23 protein-coding genes are annotated in these 23,876 nt (G+C 56.6%); 7 read left to right on the forward strand and 16 right to left on the reverse strand.

The window, feature by feature from the left end:
• Window positions 1–14: 14 nt before the first annotated feature.
• The 7 genes from ID864_RS13780 to ltnD form a co-directional block, all read right to left on the reverse strand.
• The gene (locus tag ID864_RS13780; protein WP_048918648.1) at window positions 15–1,394 is read right to left on the reverse strand and encodes an aspartate aminotransferase family protein; all 1,380 of its coding nucleotides are present in this window, start codon (window positions 1,392–1,394) and stop codon (window positions 15–17) included.
• Window positions 1,395–1,640: 246 nt separating this feature from the next.
• A complete protein-coding gene (locus tag ID864_RS24000; RefSeq protein WP_443112762.1) occupies window positions 1,641–1,724 on the reverse strand; it encodes a small membrane protein YohP in 84 nt (27 codons plus the stop codon).
• A 96-nt stretch (window positions 1,725–1,820) separates the two neighbouring features.
• Window positions 1,821–3,176, reverse strand: a complete 1,356-nt coding sequence (locus ID864_RS13785; RefSeq protein ID WP_099753373.1) for a GntP family transporter — start codon at window positions 3,174–3,176, stop codon at window positions 1,821–1,823.
• A gap of 97 nt (window positions 3,177–3,273) precedes the next feature.
• Window positions 3,274–4,050, reverse strand: a complete 777-nt coding sequence (locus tag ID864_RS13790; protein WP_048916788.1) for an HPr family phosphocarrier protein — start codon at window positions 4,048–4,050, stop codon at window positions 3,274–3,276.
• 2 nt (window positions 4,051–4,052) lie between these two features.
• Window positions 4,053–4,676, reverse strand: coding sequence for a 3-oxo-tetronate 4-phosphate decarboxylase (otnC, locus tag ID864_RS13795; RefSeq protein WP_048916789.1), 624 nt, complete (start codon window positions 4,674–4,676; stop codon window positions 4,053–4,055).
• Entirely contained in the window at window positions 4,673–5,935 is a 1,263-nt protein-coding gene (gene otnK / locus ID864_RS13800; protein WP_048916790.1) for a 3-oxo-tetronate kinase, read from the reverse strand. The genes otnC and otnK overlap by 4 nt, the downstream gene beginning before the upstream one ends.
• On the reverse strand, window positions 5,935–6,849 hold the full coding sequence (gene ltnD, locus ID864_RS13805) for an L-threonate dehydrogenase (protein ID WP_048916791.1): 915 nt from the start codon (window positions 6,847–6,849) through the stop codon (window positions 5,935–5,937). The genes otnK and ltnD overlap by 1 nt, the downstream gene beginning before the upstream one ends.
• Before the next feature lie 306 nt (window positions 6,850–7,155).
• Between ltnD and ygbI the strand changes: the two genes are divergently transcribed.
• Window positions 7,156–7,917, forward strand: coding sequence for a DNA-binding transcriptional repressor YgbI (gene ygbI / locus ID864_RS13810; protein WP_048916792.1), 762 nt, complete (start codon window positions 7,156–7,158; stop codon window positions 7,915–7,917).
• Window positions 7,918–8,070: 153 nt separating this feature from the next.
• On the forward strand, window positions 8,071–8,316 hold the full coding sequence (locus ID864_RS13815) for a hypothetical protein (protein ID WP_099753374.1): 246 nt from the start codon (window positions 8,071–8,073) through the stop codon (window positions 8,314–8,316).
• A gap of 222 nt (window positions 8,317–8,538) precedes the next feature.
• Here the strand turns inward: ID864_RS13815 and ID864_RS13820 are convergent, their stop codons facing one another.
• Complete coding sequence (locus ID864_RS13820; RefSeq protein WP_048916832.1) at window positions 8,539–9,642, reverse strand: hypothetical protein; 1,104 nt, start codon at window positions 9,640–9,642, stop codon at window positions 8,539–8,541.
• Between the two features lie 1,037 nt (window positions 9,643–10,679).
• On the opposite strand from ID864_RS13820, the gene ID864_RS13825 reads away from it, so the two are divergent.
• From ID864_RS13825 to ID864_RS13845, 5 genes are all read left to right on the forward strand, one after another.
• Entirely contained in the window at window positions 10,680–12,104 is a 1,425-nt protein-coding gene (locus tag ID864_RS13825; RefSeq protein ID WP_048916794.1) for a cytochrome ubiquinol oxidase subunit I, read from the forward strand.
• A 1-nt stretch (window position 12,105) separates the two neighbouring features.
• On the forward strand, window positions 12,106–13,113 hold the full coding sequence (cydB, locus tag ID864_RS13830; RefSeq protein WP_048916795.1) for a cytochrome d ubiquinol oxidase subunit II: 1,008 nt from the start codon (window positions 12,106–12,108) through the stop codon (window positions 13,111–13,113).
• A 149-nt stretch (window positions 13,114–13,262) separates the two neighbouring features.
• Entirely contained in the window at window positions 13,263–13,517 is a 255-nt protein-coding gene (locus ID864_RS13835) for a CsbD family protein (protein WP_048916796.1), read from the forward strand.
• Between the two features lie 159 nt (window positions 13,518–13,676).
• Window positions 13,677–14,057, forward strand: coding sequence for a carbohydrate porin (locus ID864_RS13840; protein ID WP_191149957.1), 381 nt, complete (start codon window positions 13,677–13,679; stop codon window positions 14,055–14,057).
• A 295-nt stretch (window positions 14,058–14,352) separates the two neighbouring features.
• Window positions 14,353–15,690 (forward strand): carbohydrate porin, encoded by a 1,338-nt coding sequence (locus ID864_RS13845; protein ID WP_191149958.1) that lies wholly within the window; start codon window positions 14,353–14,355, stop codon window positions 15,688–15,690.
• A gap of 506 nt (window positions 15,691–16,196) precedes the next feature.
• Here ID864_RS13845 and fetB read toward each other — a convergent pair.
• From fetB to arnC, 8 genes are read right to left on the reverse strand one after another with little or no spacing between them, the layout of a single operon-like run.
• Window positions 16,197–16,955, reverse strand: coding sequence for an iron efflux ABC transporter permease subunit FetB (gene fetB, locus ID864_RS13850; RefSeq protein WP_191149959.1), 759 nt, complete (start codon window positions 16,953–16,955; stop codon window positions 16,197–16,199).
• A complete protein-coding gene (gene fetA / locus ID864_RS13855) occupies window positions 16,942–17,607 on the reverse strand; it encodes an iron efflux ABC transporter ATP-binding subunit FetA (protein WP_191149960.1) in 666 nt (221 codons plus the stop codon). The genes fetB and fetA overlap by 14 nt, the downstream gene beginning before the upstream one ends.
• 47 nt (window positions 17,608–17,654) lie before the next feature.
• Entirely contained in the window at window positions 17,655–18,038 is a 384-nt protein-coding gene (gene arnF, locus ID864_RS13860) for a 4-amino-4-deoxy-L-arabinose-phosphoundecaprenol flippase subunit ArnF (RefSeq protein ID WP_048916801.1), read from the reverse strand.
• Window positions 18,038–18,355, reverse strand: a complete 318-nt coding sequence (gene arnE / locus ID864_RS13865; protein ID WP_048916802.1) for a 4-amino-4-deoxy-L-arabinose-phosphoundecaprenol flippase subunit ArnE — start codon at window positions 18,353–18,355, stop codon at window positions 18,038–18,040. The genes arnF and arnE overlap by 1 nt, the downstream gene beginning before the upstream one ends.
• A complete protein-coding gene (gene arnT / locus ID864_RS13870) occupies window positions 18,352–20,016 on the reverse strand; it encodes a lipid IV(A) 4-amino-4-deoxy-L-arabinosyltransferase (RefSeq protein ID WP_191150006.1) in 1,665 nt (554 codons plus the stop codon). Before arnT ends, arnE begins: the two co-directional genes overlap by 4 nt.
• 16 nt (window positions 20,017–20,032) lie before the next feature.
• Window positions 20,033–20,917: a 4-deoxy-4-formamido-L-arabinose-phosphoundecaprenol deformylase gene (gene arnD, locus ID864_RS13875; protein WP_099754944.1), complete on the reverse strand. Its 885-nt coding sequence runs from the start codon at window positions 20,915–20,917 to the stop codon at window positions 20,033–20,035.
• Complete coding sequence (gene arnA / locus ID864_RS13880; protein ID WP_048916805.1) at window positions 20,914–22,896, reverse strand: bifunctional UDP-4-amino-4-deoxy-L-arabinose formyltransferase/UDP-glucuronic acid oxidase ArnA; 1,983 nt, start codon at window positions 22,894–22,896, stop codon at window positions 20,914–20,916. The genes arnD and arnA overlap by 4 nt, the downstream gene beginning before the upstream one ends.
• The gene (gene arnC / locus ID864_RS13885; protein WP_048916806.1) at window positions 22,893–23,873 is read right to left on the reverse strand and encodes an undecaprenyl-phosphate 4-deoxy-4-formamido-L-arabinose transferase; all 981 of its coding nucleotides are present in this window, start codon (window positions 23,871–23,873) and stop codon (window positions 22,893–22,895) included. Before arnC ends, arnA begins: the two co-directional genes overlap by 4 nt.
• Window positions 23,874–23,876: the final 3 nt, after the last annotated feature.

Below are 23,876 nucleotides of genomic sequence, written 5' to 3' on the forward strand. Positions count from 1 at the left end.
GAAATAAAGCAGGATTAGCGCTGCTGTTTGGCGCGGGTCAATGCCTGGTCGAGCAGCGTTATGGCCTGGTCAATCTCCGCCCGACTGATTTCCAGTGAGGGTGCGAAGGTGATGACATTTTTATAGTAGCCGCCGACATCCAGCACCAGTCCGGTTTTCTGCCCCTGGTACTCCAGCGTGCCGGAGAGACCAATATCCACCATTTTGTCGAGCAGCGCTTTATCCGGGGTAAAGCCATCGGCCTGGCACAGCTCGGCGCGCAGGGCCAAGCCAAGACCATCGACATCACCGATCTCTTTATGCTGGCGCTGCAGGGTTTTGAGCCCCTCCAGGAAATAAGCGCCTTTTTCTGATACCTGCTTTTCATAATCCTTCTCGGCCAGCATCTGCATCACTTCCAGCCCCACCGCCGTTCCCAGCGGATTAGAGGCAAAGGTGGAGTGGGTGGAACCCACCGGGAAGATCTGCGGATTGATCATCTCTTCGCGTGCCCAAATTCCGGCGAGCGGGTTCAGTCCGTTGGTCAGCGCTTTGCCGAAGATCAGCACGTCCGGCGTTATACCAAAGTGTTCAACCGACCACAGTTTACCGGTGCGGTAAAAGCCCATCTGGATCTCATCCACCACCAGCAAAATACCGTGCTCATCCAGCACTTTTTTCAGCGCCGGGAAGAAATTGCGCGGTGGAATAACGTAACCGCCCGTGCCCTGAATCGGCTCAATATAAAAAGCCGCAAATTCCGCTTCGCGCACCCTGGGGTCCCAGACGCCGTGATACTCATTTTCAAACAGGCGGGCAAAATCGGCCACCAGCTTCTCGGCATACTCTTCCGCCGTCATCCCTCTTTGACGGCGGAAGGGATAGGGAAAGGGAATAAACTGGGCGCGTTCACCAAAGTGGCCGAAGCGGCGACGGTAACGATAGCTGGAGGTGATGGCAGAAGCGCCGAGCGTACGCCCGTGATAGCCGCCTTCAAAAGCAAACATCCGGCTTTTGCCGTGGGTAAAATTGCGCACCAGCTTCAGCGAATCATCAACGGACTGCGACCCGCCCACGTTAAAATGCACCCGGCCCGGCAGGCCAAATTTGCGCTCCATATCCTGAGCAATTACCTTCGACAGCTCAATTTTTGTCGGGTGCAGATACTGGCTCGCCAGCTGAGGCAGAACATCGATCTGTTTTTTCAGCGCGTTGTCGAGACGGGGATTGGCATAGCCGAAATTGACGGCGGAGTACCACATCTGCAGGTCCAGATAAGGGGTTCCCTGGGCATCAAACAGATAACTGCCCTGGCAGCGTTCAAAGATTTTGGGGGGATTAACATAGTGGACGGTATCACCGTGCGAACAGTACCTGGCTTCATCTGATAACAGCTGCTCTTCATTCATGCTCATAGCATTTCCCGCATTTTCATTTTGAGAAGTGCGAGTATATCTGTTGGGTTTTATATTTAATGTAGTGAAAGGGTGATATTGAAGCGGCATTGATATTATGCGCAGGAATCGTCAAACGACACCTCAGGAAATAACAAACCAATAAAATAAATAATAAATTACATTTCAAAATCGTGGTTATAATTTCAAAACATACAATTACAGGCAGCCCGAATGAGTGACTCTTCAGGCTGCCAGAACGTAATCTTAGAATATCAACTTAAACACGCCCGTCACTGTTAATAAGCCAACGATAAAGATGATCGCAATAATCCAAAGGATAATTTTCATTCCATGCCCTCTAATGTAAAAAAAAGTCACTACGTTGTAGTGACTTGAGTATAGAAGAAGATAACTGATTCGCCTGGTTTGCGATGTTACCCGCTGTTACAGCAGCGCTGACAGCAGCCACACCAGCACAAAACCGGTCAGCCCCATCGCGGTAGTCAGCACGGTCCAGGTTTTCAGACCGTCGGCCACGGACAGGCCGAGATAGCGCGTCACCACCCAGAAGCCGGCATCATTGACGTGCGACAGGCCCAGCGCACCAAAGCAGGCCGAGAGCGTGACAAGCACCAGCTGAATGTCGCTAATGCCCGCTACCGCCTGGGTCAGCAGACCGCTGGTGGTGAGGATCGCCACGGTCGCGGACCCCTGCGAAGCGCGCAGCGCCAGCGACAGAATAAACGCAGCGGGGATCAGCGGCAGATGAATGGTTTCCAGCGACAGCGCCAGCGCTTTACCCACCCCGGACTCCACCAGCACCTTACCGAATGCCCCACCGGCGCCCGCCACCAGGATCACTCCGGCAGAGCTGGGGATCGCGCGGTCCAGCATATCGCTCAGCTTGTCACGGCTCCAGCCACGGCGCAGACCGAGCAGCCAGGCCGATAGCGCCAGCGCAATCAGCAGCGCAATCGCTGGCGTACCGATCAGGGTTAACAGCTGGCGCAGCGTATTGCCTTCCGGCAGCACGGTATGCGCCAGCGTCCCGACCACGATCAGCACAATCGGCACGACAATCAGCGAAGAGATCAGCAGCGCGCCTGGCGGCTTCTCCTGGTTCTGGCGCGGGCTGTTTTCCGGTTTTGCCAGCTGCAGCTGCTCCAGCACGCTGAGCGACAGATGATACTGACGGCGGTTCATCGCTTTCGCCACGAAGTACCCCACTACGCCCACCGGGATCGATATCGCAATCCCCAGCAGCATCAGCCAGCCCATGTCGGTCCCCAGCAGTCCGGCCGCGGCCGCAGCGCCGGGGTGAGTCGGCAGCGCCACATGAACGGTCAGCATCACGCCCGCCATTGGCAGGCCATACTTCAGCGGCGAGACGCGGGCCACTTTGGTAAAACCGTAGATCAGTGGAATAACAATAATAAAGCCGACTTCAAAAAAGACCGGAATACCCAGAATAAACGCTGCCATGGTGAGCGCCGCGACGGTGCGTTTAATCCCCAGCGTATGGGTAAAGCGCTGCGCCAGCGATTCTGCTCCGCCGGAGGCTTCAATAATTGCGCCGAGCATCGCCCCCAGCACAATAATGATGGTGATGGACCCCAGCAGACCGCCCATTCCTGAGACGATCACTTTCATAATATTATCTGCCGGGATGCCGGTAGCCATCGCCACCATCAGGCTGACAACCAGCAGAGCGACAAACGGGTGGATCTTTATTTTAATCACCAGCAGCAGCAGTATCAGCACGCTGGCCACAGCAATGGTTAAGAGCAGGGCGGTGGACATCTTTCAGACCTCATTATCGTTATATTGCCGCCGGATTCAGGCCGCAAGATTTCAGCGCTGCGCGTCATAAACACGCAGCGTTTAGCTAAACGTCCGCTTATTTATAGGCTGAGAACCAGCCCAGTCCTTCCAGCGTGGTGGTTCGTGGGAAATATTCGCAGCCGATCCAGCCCTGATACCCGCTGCTGTCCAGCAGATCGAACAGCCAGGGATAATTGATCTCGCCTTCATCCGGCTCGTGACGATCCGGGGCAGAGGCGATCTGAATATGCTGATACTGCCCGGCAAACGCGGTGATCAGGTGGCTTAAATTGCCGTCCACCCGCTGCGCGTGGAACAGATCGAGCTGGCTGTACACGCCAGGCCGGTCGATGCGCTTCACCATCTCCAGCACCTGATACTGGCTTGAGTAGAGATAGCCCGGCTTGGTTTGGGGATTTAACGCTTCCAGCAGAATGCGCACGCCGTGCGGGGCAAACTTATCGGCGGCATAGCGCACGTTGTCGATAAAGGTGCGGCAGTACGCCTGGCGATCGGCCCCCTCCGGCACCACTGCCGCCATGATATGCACCTGGCGACAGTCAAGCGCCAGCGCGTACTCCAGCGCGTTATCGATATCGCGACGCGCATCTTCTTCACGCCCCGGGATGGCGGAAACGCCCCACTCCCCGGCGGCAGTGTTGCCCGGTGCGGTATTAAACAGCACCAGCTCAAGCTGATTGCGCGATAACGCCTGCTTCAGCTGCGCAGCGTCATACTCATAGGGAAACAGAAACTCCACCCCACGAAAACCGGCCTGCGCCGCGGCGTCGAAGCGCTCCATAAAGGGAACTTCGTTAAACAGGGTCGAGAGGTTAGCAGCAAACTTAGGCATGTTCAGCTCCGTAATTCAGCCACTTCGGCATCGTTGAGATATCGAATCGGGCGGTCACCCAGGGTAAAGATCAGCCGGGCAGTCTCTTCCAGCTCTTCGGTATTATCTGCCGCTTCGCGCAGGGTTTTCCCCACCACCACCGGGCCGTGGTTAGCCAGCAGGAATGCCTTATAGTGCGGAGCCAGTTTCGCGAGATCCTCTCCCAGCCGTGCATCGCCCGGACGGTAATAGGGCACCACCGGCACATCGCCGACGCGCATCACCACATACGGCGTGAACGGGCGAATGCAGTTCTGGGTATCCAACCCTTCCAGGCAGGAGAGCGCGGTCAGGTAGAGGCAGTGCAGATGCACAATCGCCCCGGCTTGCGGGTTGTTGAGGTAGATAGCCCGGTGGAAGCTGATCTCTTTCGAGGGTTTATCCCCACCTATCCACTCCCCTTCCGGCGTCACTTTTGATAAGCGATCGGCGACCAGTTCGCCAAGACAGGACCCGGTCGGCGTCGCCAGCAGGGTGCCATCTTCCAGACGCATCGATAAATTACCTGCCGAGCCGGTGGCATAACCGCGTTGGAAAAACGAGGCGCCTAATCGCACCATCTCTTCACGTGCCTGTTGCTCTGTCATACTGTGAACTCCGTCTGTGCGCGGGCAAAAAAGTTTTCATCGCCGAAATTACCGGATTTGAGCGCCAGCGAAACCGGCTGCCCGACGCCGCGCACCCAGGGAACGCCAGGAGAGATGGCCGGGCCAATATGGAAGGCATGAATGCCCAGCGTCTGTGCCACCACGCCGGAGGTCTCGCCCCCTGCGACGATAAAGCGCTGCCAGCCTCGCTGCTGCAGTTCGCGCACCACGGCAGCAAACAGCTGTTCAATCGCTTCGCTGCTGTGCTGGGCGCCGTACTGCTGCTGAATACGCTGCAGCACTTGCGGTTCGGCGGTGGCAAACAGCAGCGGGGCCAGCGCGTCAGTTTCATGCTCAGCCACCCAGTCGCATAGCGCGATGGCATACTCATCCCGCTGGTTGAGCGCACGTTCAACATCCACCGCCTGCGCCGCAGCCTGCTGGCGATAGCGCGCTACCTGGCGGTTAGTCATGGTTGAGCAGGAGCCAGAGAGCACCACGGCACGCTCGCCCTGCGGCGCACCAGCGGCCTGAGCCTGAGCGCTGTCGTGCGCTGCGTTGGCCCACTGACGCGCCAGGCCGATTGCCAGCCCGGAACCGCCGGTGACCAGCCGCATGTCGCGCAGCGCTTCGCCCTGGGTCAGCAGATGCTGTTCATTCAGCGCATCCAGCACCACGTAGCGCACACCCTGCTCTTGCAGCGCGCTCAGCGCTGCGCGCACGGCAGCGGCCCCGCGATCCAGCGTCGGGCTGGCAACCAGTCCTGCCTTACCGCGACTCTGCGCTTCCATCAGGCGCAGCAGATTACTGTCGGTCATCGGCGTTACCGGATGGTGGCGCATGCCGGAATCGGACAGCAGCTGGTCCATCACGAAAAGATGCCCCTGATACACCGTGCGGCCATTGACCGGCAGCGACGGGGAGATAATGGTTTGCGATTCACCCAGCGCATCCAGCAGCGCATCGGTCACCGGGCCAATATTGCCCTGGGCGGTGCTGTCGAAGGTGGAGCAGTATTTAAAATAGAAGCGCTCGCAGCCCTGCTGCTGTAGCCACTGCAACGCCTGGAGAGAATCTGCCACCGCTTTTTCAGGCGCACAGGAGCGCGACTTCAGGCTGACCACAATCGCATCGGCGTTCAGCTCCAGCGCCTCAGCAGGCACGCCATTCACCTGTACGGTGGACATGCCGTTCTGCACCAGGAAGCTGGCGATATCGGTCGCCCCGGTAAAATCATCTGCAATCACACCAAGACGCATTATTCCTGCTCCTTTTTACCCGGCAACGTAATGCCGCTGAAAATTTTGATCACCGCGCTGTCATCTTCACGGCCATAGCCTGCGTTGCTGGCGGAGGTGAACATATTAAAAGCGGTGGAGGCCAGCGGCAGCGGGAAGTGCAGTGCTTTGGCGGTATCGGCAACCAGGCCAAGATCTTTCACAAAGATGTCGACCGCCGATTTTGGCGAGTAGTCGCCATCAACCACGTGGCGCATGCGGTTTTCAAACATCCAGGAGTTACCCGCCGCGTTAGTCACCACGTCATACATGGTATCGAGCGGGATACCGGCCCGGGCGGCGAGCGCCATCGCTTCAGCCCCGGCAGCGATATGCACGCCTGCCAGCAGCTGATGGATAATTTTCACGGTCGAGCCGAGGCCGATTTCCGCGCCGATGCGATATACTTTGCCCGCCACCGCATCCAGCACCGGTTGCAGCAGTGTAAACGCCTGCTCGCTACCGGAGGCCATCACCGTCATCTCACCGCTAGCTGCCTTAGCCGCTCCGCCGGAAACCGGCGCATCCAGCATGATCAGCTGATGGGCCGCCAGCTGCTGTTCAATCGCCAGCGCATCCTGAGAAGAGATGGTCGAGGAGACCATGACCGCCGTTCCCGGCTTCAGCTTTGCTGCCAGCCCGCTCTCGCTAAACAGGATCTGCTTCACCTGTGCGGCATTCACCACCAGCAGCACGACGGCGTCCAGCTGCGCGGCAAAGCTATCGGCGCGGGGTTCGGCAGCCACGGCACCGCTGTCGCGCAGGGTTTGCAGCGCGGTCGGGTTGAGATCGACGCCGTAAGTTTTCAGGCCAGCTTTAATACAGGATTGCGCCGCACCCATCCCCATAGAACCGAGGCCAACGACACAGACCGACATAGATGTTGCGTTTGACATACGCTCTCCGTGTTAATTTTGGTGATTATTTGTTTTGTTGTGTGAAGTATAGGCGCTTTATGGTGATAATTTGGTGACCACGCTCACATTAATTAACAAGAGAAAGCGCATATTTCACAACGCTTAACATCTTTAACTCATCCGCTCACGCTGGCAAATAGAATTAATTTCAATGACTTATCTAAAGGGTAATGCGAATAGCATCATGCTCAGCAGGGAATAACGTGATAATTTGATAAAAATTGTGGTGCAGAGCCGCGCTGCGCTCCGTTACACTCTGATAAACCGTTAATTTCAGGAGCTGCGATGATCCCGGTTGAACGTCATCAACAAATTCTCACGCTGGTACAGGAGCGCGGTGTGGTCAGCATCGCCGAGCTGACCGAGCGCCTTGCCGTCTCGCATATGACCATCCGCCGCGACCTGCAAAAGCTGGAGGAACAGGGTGCCGTGCTGCTGGTCTCCGGCGGCGTACGTTCCACCGAGCGCCTGTCGAGCGAGCCTTCGCACCTTGATAAAACCAGCATGTTCAGCCAGGAGAAACAGGCTATCGGTGCCGCCGCTGCGCGCCATATTCCCCGCAACAGCTGCATCTACCTGGATGCCGGGACCACGACGCTGGCGCTGGCGCGGGAGCTGGGCGCGCGTGACGACCTGCTGGTGATCACCAACGATTTTGTCATCGCCAATTTCCTTATCGATACCAGCCAGTGCCGTATGATCCATACCGGCGGCACGCTGTGCCGCGATAACCGCTCCTGCGTCGGCGATGCGGCTGCGCAGTCTCTGCGCGGGCTGTCGGTTGATATCGCCTTTATCTCGGCTTCCTGCTGGGGACCGCGCGGCATCTTCACGCCTGACGAAGAGAAAATTGCCGTCAAGCGGGCGGTGAACGAGGTCAGCAGCAAACGCGTCCTGCTGGCGGACAGTTCGAAATACAACAAGATTGCCACGTTTCTCGCGCTGCCGCTGACGCGTTTTGACAGCATCATCACCGATCCACATCTTGCCAGCGCGGCCCGTCAGGAACTGAATACGCTGGACGTCGGTGTGATCATTGCGGAGTGATCCTGCCGCCCTATTTTCGCGATCGCGATCACGGCCTTTCACTTCTTTACGCTGGCGCCAGGGAGAAGTCGCAGGCGGGTGGCTAAACTTATCCAGGCTGTTTTATGGACTCACTTGCCACCCTTTTCCTTGAAAATGCGATGAGGTGACCTTATGAGCACTATCAGTACCAGTATGGGACGTTACAGTCTGACCGCGCAGAATTCTGGTGGCCATATTAAAGGCGCGATTGCGATTAATGATGAGGGCGGAGCACAGCTCACCCGGCAGGAATTTAACGAACATGATGTCGATGACGTGGTCAATAACGTGATTTATCCGGTCACTGGCGGTAACCGGGTGATCGCCAGCGCCATGCGTGAAAAGATGATTGAAGCGGGATTTGAGCAGCCGCACTGAATGGGTTAACAGAGAAAATAGCTGGGGTGCTTCGCACGATTAGCAGGTTATCCAACCAATCGGATTATTAGATCGATAATCTGCTATCGATCGGTATAAACGCTTATAATTTCTAGTTAAATAGTGCCATTATTTTAGTGCGACAACTCATCGCAAAGCCACAATCAAAGCATTATTGCCCGCATAACCTGCGGGCTTTTTTTGGCCGCAAAAGCGCAAGCGTTACGATCGAACCGAGGGAGGCACCTCCCCACTTTTGATCTCCTCATTGACGCCCTCTTCATCCTCCTCTCTGCGGCGGCTGCGTAAGCGCTGGCTGACCAGGAAAACCGGCGCGGCGAGAAACAGCAGCAGGCTGCCCGACATGCCACAAATCACCAGGCTCACCAGCCCTAACCCGCCGCTGCCGGCGGTCACGCCCGCCGCCACCAGCGACAGCAGGAAAAAGAACATCAGCGTCATGCTGACCGGCCAGATATTGACAATGTCCATATCGCTGAGCGCCATTTTCACCGGTCTGGCGGCCTGCAGCTGTGCCTGCTTCTCCGCCTCTAGCTTCTCTTGCAGCGCCTGAAGGTCGACGCAGGGGGCAACAAAATCTTCTGCAGGCTGCGGATCGTACAGGGCTTCAAACACCGAATCGGGCGCTGGAAAGGTGTGTGGCCATGTTGCGCTGTGCACCCCATAGGTGCTGAGTGCAGGCAGCGTAATACGCGGCCACTGAATCGCCTGCAGATAGCGGTCGTTGAGCACTACCCAGCTCTGACGGATTTTGCCTTTATTCATATGATAGATCTTCAGGCGGTCTGCCGGCGGGTAAGAGAGATAAGTCACTCTGGCGGCAATCAGCGGAATATGGCGCATGCGGCAGTAGTTCACCCGGCTCTGACCCTGCACGGCTAACAGTAGCGCCAGCGCCGAGATAAAGTACCAGGAGGTGCTTTCCGCAGCGGCTGGGCTGGCAAGGTGCTCACGCAGCTTCTCTTCGCTATTGCCGCTCAGATGCTCCGGCCACCAGCGCCAGCTGCGGCCAATCACCCGTTCGGTCGGCACCTGAAACACGCCCAGCGGTTCGGTTTCCGACGGCAAAATGGCAAAGGGGAAAATTTTACTGAAAAAGGTCAGCGCATCATCCGGCCCGTTCCACTCCCCGCTCGCCTCCAGGCCGTGCAGATTAGCGGTCAGCTCACCCCAGCCTTTTTTCCCCAGCATATCAATCTGATATTTGGTATCGGCCAGTCGCTTACCCAGCAGCATGATATCGCGCGGGATCGCCGCAAGATCCAGTAATGGAATGCTGCTGGGCTCTGTCTGTTCATTTTCCATACTGCTGTTTACCCCAAAGGCTGCTTCATATACCATAAAAAATTTGGCTTTAGTAAAAAAACCAATAAATATCAATGAACTAGTATATGTAGCAAGCGGCCCGGTTAGCAATACACCGCATCTGATTTGCCGCTAATTTAAACGCGTAAGAGCGCTATTTCTGTGCGGTCTTCAGGGGAAAACACCCATTAATCGTTTAAAAATAAGCAGTAACCTTCGGCTTAAAGGTGATGGCCGCCCAGGCGATGGTGGCGTATTAGCCGTAGGTTTATGGCATGCCTGGATCGGGCGGGGCATGCCCCGCCCCTGCGATATTGCCTAACGGGAAAACAGAGCAAAAGCACCCTGCACGTTCATGGGTTACCGTTTTTGATTTCCAACAAACATTTGCCAGTAAACTGCCTTAAAAGTGTTACAAAATGATTCAATATGAATATTTGTATGTATTACAACCTTAACATTTGCCGGTCAAAAGTCGCGGGAAAGTGACGTGACGATATTATTAAGCGGGAGCGATTTAAGCCTGACGGCGCAGGAATATAATAATTAGCTAACTAATAACATTTTTACAACACCAGGGTCATAATAAGTGATAAAGCAGAGGGTTATTGTGCTGAACTGATACTTAAGGGCGGTCCATCAGGCTTAATCGTTATATAAAATCCACTTGTTTATAAGCAATCTATTCGCTGCCCCGTCATAGTTTCGCGGCGAAAACATGCATCCTGCGAGGGTAAAAAGTGCTTCCCCGCCATAAAGTTACAGTTTCTTCACATATTGGGATCATCCCGCCATCTTGCCTTAACATTCCAGCGCCCTGATTTAACCTGTTAACGAAACAATTTCTCGTAATATCCATTACTGTTATACGTCAGATCAATATTACTGTTGCTACTCCTTCACCTGATTTGGTCTTACGATCAAACCTTCGATGAGAAGTCCCCAATTGGCACCGCTACATTTTTATCAAATGTAGTCTATTTGTTAATAGTGGGTAAAAAAAATAAAAGGCAGTTTATGTTAGATCGAGGTAAGCAATGTTCGGATTAGATGCGTTCCATCTGGCAAGGATACAGTTCGGTTTCACCGTAGCCTTCCACATTCTCTTCCCGGCCATCACCATCGGGCTGGCCAGCTTTCTGGCGGTGCTCGAAGGACTGTGGCTGAAAAGCAAAAATGAGGTTTATCGCGACCTCTATCACTTCTGGTCGAAAATCTTCGCCGTTAACTTCGGTATGGGCGTGGTTTCCGGTCTGGTTATGGCCTATCAGTTTGGTACTAACTGGGCAGGGTTTTCTCAGTTTGCCGGCAGCATTACCGGCCCGCTGCTGACCTACGAAGTGCTTACCGCGTTCTTCCTTGAAGCTGGCTTCCTCGGCGTGATGCTGTTCGGCTGGAACCGTGTCAGCCGTGGCCTGCACTTCTTTGCTACCTGCATGGTCGCGCTGGGTACGATTATCTCAACCTTCTGGATCCTCGCGTCCAACAGCTGGATGCAGACGCCGCAGGGTTATGCGCTGCAAAATGGCATAGTGGTGCCGGTGGACTGGTTGAAAATTGTCTTCAACCCCTCCTTCCCATACCGCCTGCTGCACATGTCCGTCGCGGCATTCCTGGTAACGGCGTTCTTCGTCGGCGCTTCTGCGGCTTACCACCTGCTGCGCAAAAACGACACGCCAGCAGTGCGCAAAATGCTGTCAATGGCTCTGTGGATGGCGCTGATTGTCTCCCCTATTCAGGCAATGATTGGTGATGCCCACGGCCTGAACACTCTGGAACATCAGCCGGCGAAAATCGCGGCGATTGAAGGGCACTGGGAAAACCCACCGGGAGAAGCGACCCCGCTGATCCTGTTCGGTATCCCGGATATGAAAGAAGAGCGCACCAAATACGCGGTGGAAATTCCGTATCTGGGCAGCCTGATCCTGACGCACAGCCTGGATAAACAGGTTCCGGCGCTGAAAAGCTTCCCGAAAGAAGACCGCCCGAACTCCACCGTGGTGTTCTGGTCATTCCGCGTGATGGTGGCGCTGGGCATGCTGATGATCCTGTTGGGCGTAGTCAGCCTGTGGATGCGTCGCGGACAGCGTCTGTATACCTCGCGTGCATTCCTGTGGTTTGTGCTGCTGATGGGGCCATCAGGTCTGATTGCGCTGGTCGCAGGCTGGATCACCACCGAAATGGGTCGTCAGCCGTGGGTCATCTACGGCCTGCTGCGCACTCGTGATGCCGTGTCGCTACACAGCACGCTACAGATGAGCATCAGCCTGATTGCTTTCCTGCTGGTCTATTTTGCCGTATTCGGCGTTGGCTACAGCTATCTGGCCAATCTGATCAAGAAAGGCCCAGAGACGGGCGAAGGCGACCATACGCCAGATGGCGGTCCGGGCACCTCCCACACCCCTTCACGCCCGCTGTCCGCCGTGAAAGAAAAACTTAATTCATCGGAAGAGGGAAAATAAGATGGGAATCGATCTCTCCATTATCTGGTTTGTGATCATCATTTTCTCCACCCTGATGTACATCATCATGGATGGTTTCGACCTTGGCATCGGTATCCTGTTCCCGTTCAATAAAGATCCGGTTGAGCGCGACATGATGGTTAACACCGTCGCGCCCGTCTGGGACGGCAACGAAACCTGGCTGATCCTCGGAGGCGCTGCTCTGTATGGCGCCTTCCCACTGGCTTACTCGGTCATCACCTCCGCTCTGGCCGCTCCGCTGACCATCATGCTGATTGGACTGATTTTCCGCGGCGTGGCGTTTGAGTTCCGCTTTAAGGCCACTGAAGAGCACCGTCCATTCTGGGATAAAGCCTTTATCGGTGGGTCATTCCTGGCGACCTTCAGCCAGGGTGTGGTACTCGGCGCGTTCATCAACGGCTTTGAAGTGACCAATCGTACTTATAGCGGCCCGGAGCTGGCGTGGCTGACGCCGTTTTCTCTGTTCTGCGGCGTGGGCCTGGTTCTGGCCTATGCGCTGCTGGGCAGCACCTGGCTGATTATGAAGACCGAGAATGAGCTGCACCGCAAGATGACCGCGCTGACCAGGCCACTGCTGCTGGGTCTGCTGGTGGTGATAGCCATTGTCAGTATCTGGACGCCGCTGCAGCATGCGGACATCATGCACCGCTGGTTCACCCTGCCAAACCTGTTCTGGTTCCTGCCGGTTCCGGTGCTGGTACTGGTGGCAAGCTGGGGCCTGTTGCGTGCGCTGAAGCGCCATGCGCACTATACGCCGTTCCTGCTGACGCTGGCGCTGGTGTTCCTCGGCTTTACCGGGCTGGGCATCAGCGTCTGGCCGAATATTATTCCGCCAACCATCACTATCTGGGATGCCGCATCGCCACCGCAGAGCCAGGGCTTTATGCTGGTCGGTGGTCTGCTGATTATCCCGGTGATTCTGGTGTACACCTTCTGGAGCTACTACGTGTTCCGCGGCAAAATCAAGCCGGATGAAGGGTATCACTGACAGTCAGGGCGGACCGCAGAGTCCGCTTTTTTTTGTCAATCTTTCGCTCATACAGTCATATTTTTACATACAACCGCAGCGGCAAACTCCGGGTGATGGTCTACGCTTAATGTTCTGATTGAGGAAATCATGCCATCAAAGGAGGCAGTATGAGTCTGTTTGATAAAGCGAACGATAAAGCACAAGAAGCTGTTGGAAAAGGCCAGGAAGAGTTTGGCAAAGCCGTAGATTCGCCTGAGCATGAATTCAAGGGCAAAGCGCGCCAGCAGGCGGCAAGAGCCTCTTACGCTATCGATGATGCGCTGGACTGTGTGAAGAGTAAAACTCAGGATTCACCGCTGGTTTCACTGGTAATTGCTGCAGGTGTCGGTTTCCTGGCTGCCAAGATCTTCGGCCGCCGTTAACCCCATCGCGTTGTGAAACAAACGCCCCTTCGCGGGCGTTTTTTTATGGGCGCTATCCTGAAAACCTCGCGCGGCGCATTAAACAGAGTAATGCGCGCAGGCTGTTGTGCTGTACTGGTGGCGGACCCTGTATTCGCTAAACACACCAAGAGGTGAATCATGGAAAGAACATCACGTCTAATAAAGGGTATTGCCATTATCGCGGTAGCCACAGCGCTGATCGGCCCCCAGGCCGCTGCAGCGCCAGAGCATGTATTACATGACGCACTGCGATATCAGGTTATGCCAACAGCACCTTATCTCATCCAGGCGCCAAATAGCGCGAGCAAACAGCCCAGCGCACCGCCGGAAGATTATCGCGCCGCCAAACCACAACCGTTAATGCGCGGCGAAGGCTTCAACTATCATCTGTATTACAACTACCGTTTAACACCGCACATCATCCTGCGCCCTAATCTGCAACAGAGCACTAAGCCCGGTGCAGTCAGTGACCATTCACAGCGTTTTGTCGGTGGTATCGGCGCTGGCATTAACTTCTGACCAGACTACCGCTCGTTCTTCCGAACGGGCGGGCTATTCCGTTACTCTACAAACTCACACCTGATACATCCCCTCACACATTAAATCATTCGCATACACAATAAGTTTTTTCACTTATGGAACTTAGCACAAATCTATAATCGGGATAATTCCCTGACATGCTGTTATATACAACGCCGCGTTACTTTGTGCGGTAATACCCTATTAAGCATTTAGCACCCAACATTCCGCACGGTTTCTCACTTTCAGGATGATTGTACGCGTAGCGGATTTGATAATTTAAAAGGCATGAATAATGAAAAGAAAAGCGTGTTGCCAGCAGCATCTAAAAAAATCCGTATTAATCAGTTCCCTGCTGATGGCGTCTGCTGCGGCCTGCGCCGATATGGCTCCGCTGAGCGTTGACTCACAATATATGTTTGGTGACTGGGACGGTTATCGCAGCCAGTTAAAAGAGGACGGGGTGGATTTCCAGGTGAATTACACCATGGAGTCGGCCGCCAATCTCGCCGGCGGCTACAATACCTCCACGACTGCACGCTACACCGACCAGTGGGCATTTGGCACCACGCTCGACCTGGAAAAGCTGCTTAACTGGGACGATACCCAGTTCCAGACCACTATCACCAGCCGTAACGGTCGCGACCTGACCCAGCATATCAACGATCCGCGCACTGGCGGCCTCTCTTCCGTAGAAGAGGTCTGGGGGCGTGGGCAGACCTGGCGTCTGACTCAGTTCTGGATCAACAAAGGCTTGTTTAATCATCTGGTGGAGGTTAAAGCGGGGCGCCTGACGGTCGGGGAAGATTTTGGCTCTTTCGACAGCAAATTTGAAAACCTGGCATTCGGCAGCGGCCAGGCCGGTAACTGGCGCGGTGACCGCTGGTTTAACTGGCCGGTTTCGCAATGGGGCGGCCGCATTAAATTAAACCTGCCGGACGATATGTTCTTCCAGGTCGGCTTCTATAATCAGAACCGTAATAACTACGATCGCGGCAACGGTTTCTATCTGGATGGCAGCCCAAGCCTGGGGAATCTGGTGCCGTTCGAATTTGGTTGGAAACCTCTGCTGGGCGCTGACAAGCTGCCGGGTAACTATCGCATCGGCGGTTACTACTCCTCGGTTAACGGGGATAAATACGCCAGCTATCACAACGGCAGCTACGGTAATCAGGCCAAAGCTTACGGCGGCTACGTGCTGTTACAGCAGCAGTTGACGGCAACGGATGGCGATGTCAATCGTGGCCTGGGCGTGACGGTTCAGGCGGTCATGAATGACCACAAAACGTCGAAAACCGACAATTATCAGGCCGTTTCATTTACCTGGAAAGGGCCGTTTGCTACGCGCGCGCAGGATGAAATTGGCCTGGGCGCTGCGCGTATTCACGTCAACAGTGACTACAGCAAAATGCAGAAAGAGAGCAACGAATTCAACGGTGAATACGACTATAACAGCCCAACCTATCTGCCGATCCAGCACGGTTCCGAATGGAACTACGAGGTGTATTACAACGTGCATGCCACTAACTGGCTAAATCTGCGCCCAAGCCTGCAGTACGTTGCCTCTCCAGGTGGCGTCAGCGGCGTGAAAGATGCATTTATTGGTGGTCTGAGCGCCAATGTGAACTTCTGATGTAGCGAAAATTCGCAGGCAGCAGGCGGACCGAAAAAGAGGGTCCGCCGTTATGACTACGTAAAGGGGGCGACCTCTGAGGTATTCCCAGAAATGACTTCCCTCGCTAAACGTCCGCTAACCGGTCTGAGCTCAGCCTGAGCACGCCGGAACGGCAAAAGACGCTCCCTGCGGGCCTCGGCACGCGGCATCCCTGCCGCGTGACGTCCGGCTTACCTCAGGCCAAGCTCATCCCCCACTCGCATCGTGCTCGCTGTAGGTTTTAAACCGCGACGCTGCGGCTTTGGGTGCAAGGAGGGAGGGCTGATTGCAGCAGGCCCACGGCCAGGGATGGCCGTGAGCCAGGCTACAGGGATGTATTCATGCCGGTGCGGAAAGCAGCCCTCCCTCCTGAAACCGGGCATCTGTCATCCCGCGATAATATTCAAATCAGTGTTTGTGGGGATACTTCAGGGGTCGACCTTGTTTCCGGTCGCCCCTCCGCATTCAGTCATCAATCCAGTGGATTATTTCAACTGCACGCGCGCGGTATAGAATCGGCGGGCGGCCAGATATCCGGCAACAATGGTCGACAGGCTGGCCGTTCCCAGCAGCATGAACGTCACCATGATCTGATATTTAATCGCCTTCACTGGATCAATCCCGGCAAAAATCAACCCGGACATCATTCCCGGCAGGCTGACCAGCCCCACCGTTTTTGCGGCGTCCACGGTGGGGATCATCGCGGCGCGAATGCTGTCACGCACGATACTCCCTGAAGCCAGTTTGGCACTTGCTCCCAGGCTGAGCATCTCCTCCACTTTCTGCCGGTTATCGCTGAAGCGCTGATTGAGATTGCTAAAGCACAGCCCCACCGCCACCATCGCGTTACCGGCAATCATCCCGCTAATCGGGATCACTTGCATCGGCATAAACTCAATCGCGCCGCTGAGCAGCAGAATCGCCAGCGTCAGCGTGGTGCCCAGCGTAATCGCAATAAATGAGATAACAAACCCGTGGTCGAGCGCCCGGCTGCGTTTCTTGGCATTAAGCGCGGCATTCACGCAGATAAACAGCACCATCAGGATGGTGAGCCAGCGGTTGTTCAGGTCGAAGATATATTTCAGCACGTAGCCGACAATCACCAGCTGGACGATGGCACGCGCCACGCTCCAGACGATATCTTTCTCCAGCCCCAGCCGCTCTTTCTTACTCACCAGCAGGGCAATCAGCACCAGTACCAGCGCCAGAGCGAGCGACTCATTGGTAATATTATGCTGGTTCATGCTGCTCTCCTTTTACTGCTGGCTCCAGCCGCAGCACCCGCCGCTCGCCGCCGATTTCATGGGGATCGTGGCTGATCCAGATCGCCGCACAGCCCTGCTCTACCTGCCGATCAATCAACTGCTGCACCCGCTGCTTATTCTCTTCATCCAGCGCGCTGGTAATCTCATCCAGCAGCAGGATATCCGGTGGAAACTGCAGATTGCGCAGCAGCGCCACGCGCTGTTTTTCACCGCCCGATAGCTGGTCAATTGGCTTGTCCAGCAGCTCTGCCTTCAGATTGACCCTGGATAGCCACTCGATCATGCGTGCACGATCGGCAGAGCGCTGACGAATCTGGTAAGGCAGCGCCAGATTGTCATAGACCGTGCTGCCAAACAGCTGCGGCGTCTGGAACACGTATGAAACACGCTGGCGGTAGCTTTCCACCTTCAGGTCCGCAAGCGGCTTACCGTTGAAGCGCACTTCCCCGGCGCTCGGTTCCAGCAGCGAGGCAATAATTTTTAACAGCGTACTTTTTCCGGCGCCCGACGGCCCGGTTAGCCAGAGAAACTCGCCGCTGTGCAGCTCAAATGAAAGCGGCGCCAGCAGCATTTTTTCCTGCAGCGCAAAAGAGACCTCCCTGACCTGCAGGAGAGGAGATGTGGTGGTCATAGATTATTGAAACTCTGAAAAAATGAATGGAGAGAATAATAGCATCGTCAGCGCGTTTTTTTCTGCGGCCAGCAGATCAATAGCAGCCCGGCGAGGATTAAACCGCCGCCCGCCAGCTTGCCCCAGACAAACTCCTCGTTTAGCCCCGGCAGCCACAGCGCGGCGGCCCACACCAGCAGATAGCTCAGGCTGAGTAGCGGATAGGCGCGGCTCAGTGCTATGCGCTGCAAAGCCAGCAGCCAGCACAGCATCGACAGTGCATAAGCCAGCAATCCGGCGAGCAGCGCCTGCACCGCCGGGACCAGACTAAACAGCACCGTGAAAAATGCCGACGGCTCGCCGATCGCCGGCAGCCGCACCATCGCCCACTTCAGCAATAGCTGCGCCGCGCTGACCAGCAGCACGCTACAATACGCCAGCAGCCAGCCCATCAGGTATAGCTCCCCATCACCGCAACCCCGGCAACAATCAGGATAATCCCCAGCGCATGACGCAGCGGAATGGCCTCATGCCACAGCCAGCGGGCGGCAAGGGTCACAAAGATAAAATTCAGGCTCAGCATCGGGTAAGCGACGCCAAGCGGCGTGGTTTGCAGCACGCGCAGCCACACCAGCATCGCCAGGCCCAGCAGCAGCACGCTTAATGCCAGCCAGCGCCAGAGTGCGGCGCGCTGCACCGTCGCCTGCTTCTGGCATAACTGCCCGCCACAGCTGAGCAGGCTGGCAAGGAGGATCAGCAGCATATTCATGGCTGCTGCAGATACAGGTAATAGAGCATTCTGCCGTGCTGAAAGCTGCGATCGGGCTGCGGGATACGATCGTCCGTCGGGCGTTTATCGTCCGACAGCTTCATCACCAGCGACACCTCGCCCTGGCGACGATGCTCACTCAGCCACTGGGCAAACTGCGCTGCGGTGACCAGGCGCTGACGACTGTCAGCATAGCTCACCCCGTACGCCAGCTCGCCCGGCTGGTCGAAGAGCAGAATATCGCTGCGCTTAAGCTGCCACGCCAGCGCCGAGGCCATGCCAACATTATTCGCCAGGATAAAGCGACTGTGCGTCAGTTCAGGCATCAGGCTGGCAATAAACGGCTGAGGCTGCTTGGAGTAGATTACCTTGTCCGGTATCGCCGCGCCGACCACCAGTGCCAGCATCAGCGGGCACAGCGCCGCCAGCTTCCAGAATTTCGCCCCGCCAAGCAGGGTGATCATCCCCATCACCGCCCAGAACAGGAACGCCAGCGTGGCCAGCTGAGCCTTGAACAGTTCGGCATAAGGATAGAGCGGATGATGCATCAACCCCCACGGCGCCAGCACCAGCAGCACCGTCAGCGTCAGCAGCGCGCCGAACGTCAGATTGATGATGCCATTGGCTTTCAGGCCGCGCCCCCCCTCGGAAACCAGCCGCACGCCGTGGTGCGCCAGCAGGATCGCCAGCGGCGCGAAGCACGGCAGAATATAGGTTGGCAGCTTCCCTTTGGCGAGACTGAAAAACAGCAGCGGCATCACCACCCAGCACAGCAGATAGAGCGATCCCTGATGGCTGTTTCTTTCGCGCCATGCCCGGGCTAAAGCCCCCGGCAGCAGCCCGAGCCACGGCAGCGTACCGGCGATCAGCACCGGAATGTAGTACCAGAACGGTGCCTTATGCTGCGCATCCTCCTCGGCAAAGCGCTGAATATGCTCCACCCAGAAGAAGTAGTGCCAGAAATCCGGCTGCTGGCGCGCAATGCTGACTGCCCAGGGTGCGGAGATCAGTGCCGCACTGACCAGCGCCAGCGGCCCGTACAGCAGCAGCTCCTTAAACCGCCGCTGCCAGATCGCCCACGGCACAATCGCCACTACCGGCACTGCCAGCGCCAGAAAGCCTTTGGTCATAAAACCCATGCCGCAGGCCAGCCCGAGCAGCAGCCAACCCAGTACCTTTTGCCGCGTGCTGCTGCCTGCTTCCGCCGCCAGCCAAAAGCTGCACATCGCTGCCGCCAGCCACAAGGTGATCATCGGGTCAAGCACCGCATAAGTGCCAATGGCATACACCAGAAAACAGGTAAGAAAAATCACCGCAGCCAGCAGCGCCGTGCCGCGCCGTTGCCCTATTCGCCGCGCCAGCCAGTAGACCAGCAGCGCGCTGAGCGTGATAGATACCACCGAACCGAAACGCACTGAGAAATTACTGCCGCCAAATACCCATTGACTGAGATTGTTGACCCAGTACCCGGCTATCGGTTTTTCGAAATAGCGCAAACCAAGGAAGTGCGGCACGCTCCAGTTACCGCTGGCCAGCATTTCACGGCTGATTTCCGCGTAGCGCAGCTCATCGGGCTGCCACAGCGCGCGCAGCTCTAATGGAATGAGATAATACAAGGCATAGCAAAACAGTAGCGGCAGCGCATAACGCAGATATTTCATGCCGGGGTCACTCTGATTATTGCTGGCATCCCAGCCAACCTTCACGACCGGGGAGACTACCCCGCACCAGATTACCCGTCGGCAGCTGCGACAAATCCGCAGGCAGCAGCTCGCTTAACGGGCAGAAACGGATCCCACGTCGCCGCGCCATCACCAGCAGTTCGGCAAACATTTCGCTCAGCACGATCCCTTCCACTTCCGCATGGATGGTGTAGACCGGCACCCCCGGCTGGCTGGCGATTAAATCGAGGATCCAGGCATTGTAACCTTCACGCGTGACCCCGCTACCGATCACCTCATCCCAGGTAGGAAGCGTGACGGGGATCTGTACCGTGCCCACGCTGCCGTCGGGCAGCAGTGGGCGAAAGGGCGCCGTGCCGCGACAGTCGCTGTTGTAGGCAAAATCAAACGGCTGCTTGGCAACCAGCACGCGCTCATCCGCGCGCCAGCCCGCCACCGCTGAGCAGCGGATCGGCTGGCCGACAATCTCGCTCAGACACTCCACGCCGCGCTGGATCTCCTGCGTCAGCTTCTGCGCAGGCCACACCCCAGCCCACGTCTGCCACGCAAAATGGTCCCAGGCGTGCAGGCCAATCTCGTGCTGACGCGCGGCGGCGCGGATCGTTTTTTCCAGCCCTCGCCCGATGCGGCGCCCCGGCCAGGCCGTCCCCGCCAGCAGGATGTCCCAGCCGTACAGCGATGCCGCATTCGAGCGCAGCATTTTCCACAGGAAGCGCGGTTTCAACAGCCGCCAGAGGTGGCGGCCCATATTATCCGGCCCGACGCTGAAGAAAAAACTGGCCTGAGTATGCTGGCGGTCGAGGATCTCAAGCAGGCGCGGCACGCCGTCGCGGGTGCCGCGCCAGGTATCAACATCGATGCGCAGCCCGACGTCGATCATGCTTCGTTTTCTCCCGGCTCCACGGTTTGCAGGAAGAAGTCCAGGGTCGCATCAATGGTCTGGGTCATTGCCACCGTTGGTTGCCAGCCCAGCAGGCGCTGCGCGTTGCGAATCGACGGCTTGCGGTGCTCCACGTCCTGATAACCCTTGCCATAGTAGCTGCTACTTTCCACTTCGCGGAAACCGGCAAACGGTGGGAACTGCTGACGCAGCGGATGGCGTTCAAAGCTCTCCAGCAGCTGCTGCGCCAGCTCTTTGATGCTGGCCTCATTCACCGGATTACCGATGTTAATGATCTGGCCATCACAGTTGTGGTGCTTGTTCTCAATAATCAGGAACAGCGCTTCGATGCCGTCGCTGATATCGGTGAAGCAGCGCTTCTGACGACCGCCGTCGATCAGCTTGATCGGTGAACCCTCCACCAGATTAAGGATCAGCTGAGTGATGGCGCGCGAACTGCCGATGCGTGCCGCATTCAGGTTATCCAGGCGCGGCCCCATCCAGTTGAACGGGCGGAACAGCGTGAAGCGCAGCCCCTCTTTCTCGCCATAAGCCCAGATAACCCGGTCCAGCAGCTGCTTGGAAACCGAATAGATCCAGCGCTGCTTGTTGATCGGCCCGACTACCAGATTGGAATTGTCTTCATCGAAGGTGGTATCGGTGCACATGCCGTACACTTCGGAGGTCGACGGGAAGATAATGCGCTTTTTGTACTTCACGCAGTCGCGGATAATCTTCAGGTTCTCTTCGAAGTCCAGCTCAAACACCCGCAGCGGATTACGGGTATATTCAATCGGCGTGGCAATGGCCACCAGCGGCAGCACCACGTCACACTTCTTAATATGATACTCAATCCACTCGGAGTGAATGCTGATATCCCCTTCGACAAAGTGGAAGCGCGGATGGCCAAGGAAACGGCTGATGGCGTCGGAACCAATATCCAGACCGAACACCTCGAAGTTATCGTCCAGCAGCAGGCGCTCGGTCAGGTGATTGCCGATAAAACCGTTCACTCCGAGGATCAGCACGCGGGTACGGCGCTTCACCGCCGCCACCGGCTGGCTGTGTAGCAGTGCGCCCTCGACCAGGCCCAGCGTCTGCGCCAGCTGGCTGCCCTGCATGTAGACGCCGTTTTCGCTCTGCCCGGTGACAATCTCCAGCGCCCCGCTACCGCAGGCGACAACAAACGGCGCCACGGAGAGCACGGTTCCCGCTTTGGCGCCAGGCAGATCGCTGCGCACCTTTGACTGCCAGACGATAAATCTCCCCGCGCCAACATAGCTGAATGCACCAGGCCACGGATCGGTTACCGCCCGCACCAGATTGTGGGCGGTCTGCGCCGGCTGCTGCCAGTCAATACGCCCATCTTCCGGCGTGCGGCGGCCAACATAAGTGGCCTGAGTCTCGTCCTGCGCCTGCTCGACAAAATCATTGCGCTGGATCCCCGGCAGCGCGCTTTCCAGCAGCTGTTTCGCCGCCTCGCACACCTTGTGATGCAGCGTCAGCGCATTGTCTTCCGCGGCAATAACCACTTTTTGCTGGGCAATAATCGCACCGGCATCGGCGCGTTTCACCATGCGGTGCAGCGTCACGCCGGTTTCCTGTTCGCCGTTGACCAGCACCCAGTTTAACGGTGCGCGCCCGCGATATTTCGGCAGCAGTGAAGCATGCAGATTAAACGCCCCCTTCTCAGCACAGTGAAGAATTTCATCATTCAGCATGTGGCGATAGTGGAATGAGAAAATAGCCTGCGGCTTCATGCCCTTAATGCGGTCCACCCACAGCGGGTGATTCACATCTTCCGGCGCATACACCGGAATACCCAGCTGAGCCGCCGTGCGCGCAACCGAGCCAAAAAAATGATTCTCTGCGGCGTTGTCCGCGTGAGTGAAAATCGCTTCAATTGCGAATCCGGCTTCAGCCAGCGCACGGATCCCCGTGCAGCCAATGTCATGGTAGGCAAATACGACGGCTTTCATGATTTCTCATCCTGTGAAGAGTTGGCGTCATCATGGCTGACAACGCGCTGAATAAAGTAGCGGGGACGGGCACGTACATCGTTATAAATACGCCCGATGTATTCACCCAGCAGTCCCATGCCAACAAACTGCGCGCCGATAAAGATAAACAGCACGGCAAACAGCATAAATACCCCCTCTGCCGCCCACTGCGGCCCGAGGAACAGGCGCAGCAGGATCAGCAGCAGGGAGAGAGCAAAACCTGACAGCGCAATCACGCTACCGAAGACGCTCAGCAGGCGCAGCGGCGTGGTGGTCAGGCAGGTGATCAGGTCGTACATCAGGTTAATCAGCCGCATCAGGCTGTATTTGGAATCACCAAATTCGCGTTCAGCGTGCAGCACCGGGATCTCGGTGGCACGGCGGGCAAAGGTATTCGCCAGAATGGGGATAAAGGTGCTGCGTTCGTGGCAGTGCAGCATGGCATCGACAATGTGGCGGCGATAGGCGCGCAGCATACAGCCGTAATCGCCCATCGCTTTGCCGGTGGTGCGCTGGATCAGATGGTTAATCAGGCGCGAGGCGCGCTTGCGGAACCAGCTATCCTGCCGGTTCTGGCGCACCGTTCCCACCACGTCATAGCCCTGCTGTGCCGTCGCCACAAGGCGCGGGATCTCCTCCGGCGGGTTCTGCAAATCGGCATCCAGCGTGATGACCAGGTCGCCGCTGACGTGGCTGAAGCCCGCCATAATTGCCGAATGCTGGCCGTAATTACGATTGAGCAGCACCGCCACAATATGGCTGCCCGGCGCCTGCGCCGCCGCGCTGAGCATCTCCGCCGAGCTATCGCTGCTACCATCATCCACCAGCAAAATTTCATACTGCAGCCCCAGCTGGGCGCAGGCGGCATCGGTGCGGCGGATAAGCTCGGGCAGGCTATCCTGTTCGTTATAGACCGGGATCACTATCGAGACTTTGTTAATTTCTTGTTCTTTCACGGA

This window comes from Erwinia aphidicola (genome assembly GCF_014773485.1).
In the GTDB taxonomy this organism is placed as follows: domain Bacteria; phylum Pseudomonadota; class Gammaproteobacteria; order Enterobacterales; family Enterobacteriaceae; genus Erwinia; species Erwinia aphidicola.

Coding starts and splice junctions, on each gene's coding strand:
- fetB (WP_191149959.1), bottom strand. CDS start 16,955: ATGAACCAGCATAATATTACCAATGAGTCGCTCGCTCTGGCGCTGGTA.
- ID864_RS13820 (WP_048916832.1), bottom strand. CDS start 9,642: ATGGAAAATGAACAGACAGAGCCCAGCAGCATTCCATTACTGGATCTT.
- arnD (WP_099754944.1), bottom strand. CDS start 20,917: ATGATCGACGTCGGGCTGCGCATCGATGTTGATACCTGGCGCGGCACC.
- fetA (WP_191149960.1), bottom strand. CDS start 17,607: ATGACCACCACATCTCCTCTCCTGCAGGTCAGGGAGGTCTCTTTTGCG.
- ID864_RS13825 (WP_048916794.1), top strand. CDS start 10,680: ATGTTCGGATTAGATGCGTTCCATCTGGCAAGGATACAGTTCGGTTTC.
- ID864_RS13835 (WP_048916796.1), top strand. CDS start 13,263: ATGAGTCTGTTTGATAAAGCGAACGATAAAGCACAAGAAGCTGTTGGA.
- arnT (WP_191150006.1), bottom strand. CDS start 20,016: ATGAAATATCTGCGTTATGCGCTGCCGCTACTGTTTTGCTATGCCTTG.
- ID864_RS13785 (WP_099753373.1), bottom strand. CDS start 3,176: ATGTCCACCGCCCTGCTCTTAACCATTGCTGTGGCCAGCGTGCTGATA.
- otnC (WP_048916789.1), bottom strand. CDS start 4,676: ATGACAGAGCAACAGGCACGTGAAGAGATGGTGCGATTAGGCGCCTCG.
- ltnD (WP_048916791.1), bottom strand. CDS start 6,849: ATGTCAAACGCAACATCTATGTCGGTCTGTGTCGTTGGCCTCGGTTCT.
- ID864_RS13840 (WP_191149957.1), top strand. CDS start 13,677: ATGGAAAGAACATCACGTCTAATAAAGGGTATTGCCATTATCGCGGTA.
- ygbI (WP_048916792.1), top strand. CDS start 7,156: ATGATCCCGGTTGAACGTCATCAACAAATTCTCACGCTGGTACAGGAG.
- arnF (WP_048916801.1), bottom strand. CDS start 18,038: ATGGGCTGGCTGCTGGCGTATTGTAGCGTGCTGCTGGTCAGCGCGGCG.
- ID864_RS13780 (WP_048918648.1), bottom strand. CDS start 1,394: ATGAGCATGAATGAAGAGCAGCTGTTATCAGATGAAGCCAGGTACTGT.
- otnK (WP_048916790.1), bottom strand. CDS start 5,935: ATGCGTCTTGGTGTGATTGCAGATGATTTTACCGGGGCGACCGATATC.
- arnA (WP_048916805.1), bottom strand. CDS start 22,896: ATGAAAGCCGTCGTATTTGCCTACCATGACATTGGCTGCACGGGGATC.
- ID864_RS13845 (WP_191149958.1), top strand. CDS start 14,353: ATGAAAAGAAAAGCGTGTTGCCAGCAGCATCTAAAAAAATCCGTATTA.
- ID864_RS24000 (WP_443112762.1), bottom strand. CDS start 1,724: ATGAAAATTATCCTTTGGATTATTGCGATCATCTTTATCGTTGGCTTA.
- arnE (WP_048916802.1), bottom strand. CDS start 18,355: ATGAATATGCTGCTGATCCTCCTTGCCAGCCTGCTCAGCTGTGGCGGG.
- ID864_RS13815 (WP_099753374.1), top strand. CDS start 8,071: ATGAGCACTATCAGTACCAGTATGGGACGTTACAGTCTGACCGCGCAG.
- cydB (WP_048916795.1), top strand. CDS start 12,106: ATGGGAATCGATCTCTCCATTATCTGGTTTGTGATCATCATTTTCTCC.
- ID864_RS13790 (WP_048916788.1), bottom strand. CDS start 4,050: ATGCCTAAGTTTGCTGCTAACCTCTCGACCCTGTTTAACGAAGTTCCC.